The organism is Sphingomonas sp. PAMC 26605 (genome assembly GCF_000241485.1).
Taxonomy (GTDB): domain Bacteria; phylum Pseudomonadota; class Alphaproteobacteria; order Sphingomonadales; family Sphingomonadaceae; genus Sphingomonas.
Genome location: NZ_JH584241.1, coordinates 2,159,944 through 2,162,547, shown reverse-complemented (window position 1 = coordinate 2,162,547; position 2,604 = coordinate 2,159,944). Strand labels below are relative to the sequence as shown.

General features: G+C 67.3%; 3 protein-coding genes and 1 pseudogene. All 4 read right to left on the bottom strand.

The features are described 5' to 3' along the window. Positions 1-185: pseudogene (locus tag RH90_RS22590) on the bottom strand (aminomethyl-transferring glycine dehydrogenase subunit GcvPB); the annotation flags it as partial. Then, on the bottom strand, positions 182-1,540 hold the full coding sequence (gene gcvPA, locus RH90_RS10070) for an aminomethyl-transferring glycine dehydrogenase subunit GcvPA (protein WP_010185477.1): 1,359 nt from the start codon (positions 1,538-1,540) through the stop codon (positions 182-184). The gene gcvPA and the pseudogene RH90_RS22590, both read right to left, overlap by 4 nt. A 43-nt stretch (positions 1,541-1,583) precedes the next feature. Beyond that, positions 1,584-1,955, bottom strand: coding sequence for a glycine cleavage system protein GcvH (gene gcvH, locus RH90_RS10065; protein WP_010185476.1), 372 nt, complete (start codon positions 1,953-1,955; stop codon positions 1,584-1,586). Beyond that, positions 1,952-2,604, bottom strand: a 653-nt coding sequence (locus tag RH90_RS10060) for a glycine cleavage T C-terminal barrel domain-containing protein (protein WP_332306563.1), incomplete at its 5' end; no start/stop codon positions are given. The genes RH90_RS10060 and gcvH, both read right to left, overlap by 4 nt.

Sequence of the window (2,604 nt, the reverse complement as noted above, 5' to 3'; positions counted from 1 at the left end):
CCACCCCAACCCCTCCCCTGAAGGGGAGGGGCCTGCGCGAAATCGACACCCGTCGTGCTGGTATCGCCGATCTCGAAGATCAGCGCTTCCTCCAGCATCAGCGCCTTGTTGCCGGTCGTGGTCGGGCTGGCCTTGCCGCCCGAGATCGGCGCTTCCGGGCGCCATCCGCTTGCGTTGATGCTCATGCCAGTACCTCCTGAAGCGCGGCGGCAAGCGTTTCGACGTCCTCCGCGGTGGTCGTCTCGGTGACGGCGACGACCAGGCCGTTCGCCAGCGCATCCTCGCCCGGATAGAGCCGCCCGAGCGAAACGCCCGCGAGGATCCCGCGATCGGCGAGCGTGCGCACGATCGGGCGCGCCTCGACCGGCAGCTTGAGCGTGAATTCGTTGAAGAAGCGCGTCGTCACCAGCTCGACACCCGGCACCTGCGACAGGCGCTCGGCCGCCGCCACTGCGCCCGCATGGTTGATCGCCGCAAGCTGGCGCAGGCCAGCCTCACCGAGCAAGGTCATGTGGATCGAGAAAGCCAGCGCGCACAGCCCGCTATTGGTGCAGATGTTCGAGGTCGCCTTCTCGCGGCGGATATGCTGCTCGCGCGTGCTGAGCGTCAGCACGAAGCCGCGACGCCCATCGGCATCGAGCGTCTCGCCGCACAAGCGGCCCGGCATCTGGCGGACGTACTTTTCCTTGCAGCCGAACAGGCCGACATACGGCCCGCCGAACTGCAGACCGACGCCAAGCGATTGCCCCTCGCCCACCACGATATCGGCGTCCATCTCGCCGGGCGACTTGATCGCGCCGAGCGCGACCGGCTCGGTCACCACCGCGATCAGCAGCGCCTTGTTGGCGTGGCACGCATCGGCGAGCGGCTTCAGATCGGTGATGCGGCCGAGGATGTCGGGATATTGCACCACGACGCAGGACGTATCCTTGTCGATCGCCGCGATCAGCGCGTCGACATCGGTCTCTGCCCCCAGTGTCGGCGCCGAAGTCTCGAGCGCGTCGCCGGTGAACTTGGCCATCGTCTTGGCGACCGAGACATAATGCGGGTGCAGCCCCGACGACAGGATCGCCTTGCCGCGCTTGGTGATGCGCCGCGCCATGCCGATCGCCTCCCAGCAGGCGGTCGAACCGTCATACATCGAGGCGTTCGCCACGTCGGTACCGAGCAGCCGCGCGACCTGCGTCTGGAACTCGAACAGCATCTGCAGCGTGCCCTGCGCGATCTCGGGCTGATACGGCGTGTAGGCGGTGAGGAACTCGCCGCGCTGGATCAGGTGATCGACCGAGGCGGGCACATGATGCTTGTACGCGCCGCAGCCGAGGAAGAAGGGCCCGTCCCCCGCGGTGAGGTTTTTCCGCGAGAGCGCGGTCATGTGGCGTTCGACCGCCATTTCGCTCGCGTGCATCGGCAGGCCGTGGATCGGGCCGTCAAGGCGGGCGGCTTCGGGCACGTCGACGAACAGATCGTCGATCGTCGCGACGCCGATCACGCCGAGCATCGCGTCGCGATCGATTTGGGTAAGGGGCAGGTAGCGCATTCACATTCTCCCCCCTCCCGCAAGCGGGAGGGGAGTTAGAAGATCAGAGCTTCTCGACGAACGCCGCGTAGGCGATCTCGTCCATCAGGCTGTTCAGCTCGTCCGGATCGGACAGCGTCAGCTTGAAGAACCAGCCGTCGCCCTCGGGCTCCTCGTTGACGAGGCCAGGCGTTTCGGTAAGCGCCGGGTTGCCCTCGATCACGGTGCCCGACACCGGCGAATAGACGTCCGACGCGGCCTTGACCGATTCGACCACGGCGGCTTCGTCGCCCTTGGTCAGTTCCTTGCCCTCTTCGGGGACGTCGACGAACACGATGTCGCCGAGCTGGCTCTGCGCATATTCGGAAATGCCGACGGTGCCGATATCGCCATCGACATCGACCCACTCATGGTCTTCGGTGAAATAACGGCTCATTTTGGACCTCCTGCACGGACGTAGCGGTGGGGAATGAAGGGCATTGCGGTGACGGTCGCGGCGTGGACCTTCCCGCGCTGCGACAGGGAAACGGTGGTGCCCGGCGTGGCGAGCTCGGCCGGCACATAGGCCATCGCGATCGCCGCACCGACGCTCGGCGCGAAGCCGCCGCTGGTGACGCGGCCGATCTCGGTGCCGTCCGCATCGACGACGGTCGCGCCCTCGCGCACCGGCTGACGACCCGCGATCAGCAGGCCGACGCGCTTCGACGCCGCACCGGCAGCACGCTCGGCGAGGATCCGTCCGGCGCCCATGAAGTCGCCCGCCTCGCGGCGCCGCTTCGACAGCGCGAAACCGAGATCGGCCTGGACCGGCGTCGTCTCGGGGTCGAGGTCATGGCCGTACAGCGGCAACCCCGCCTCGAGCCGAAGCGAATCGCGTGCGCCAAGGCCGATCGGCTTGACCTCGGGCTCGGCGACCAATGCGTCGGCGAGCGCGACGACATGCTGGCCCGGCACCGAAATCTCGAAGCCATCCTCGCCGGTATAGCCCGAGCGGCTGATCCACAGCTTCACACTCCCCTCCCCTTCAGGGGAGGGGCTGGGGGTGGGGGACGTCTCACCGAGACCGTCGCCTGCGTTCGTGGCAC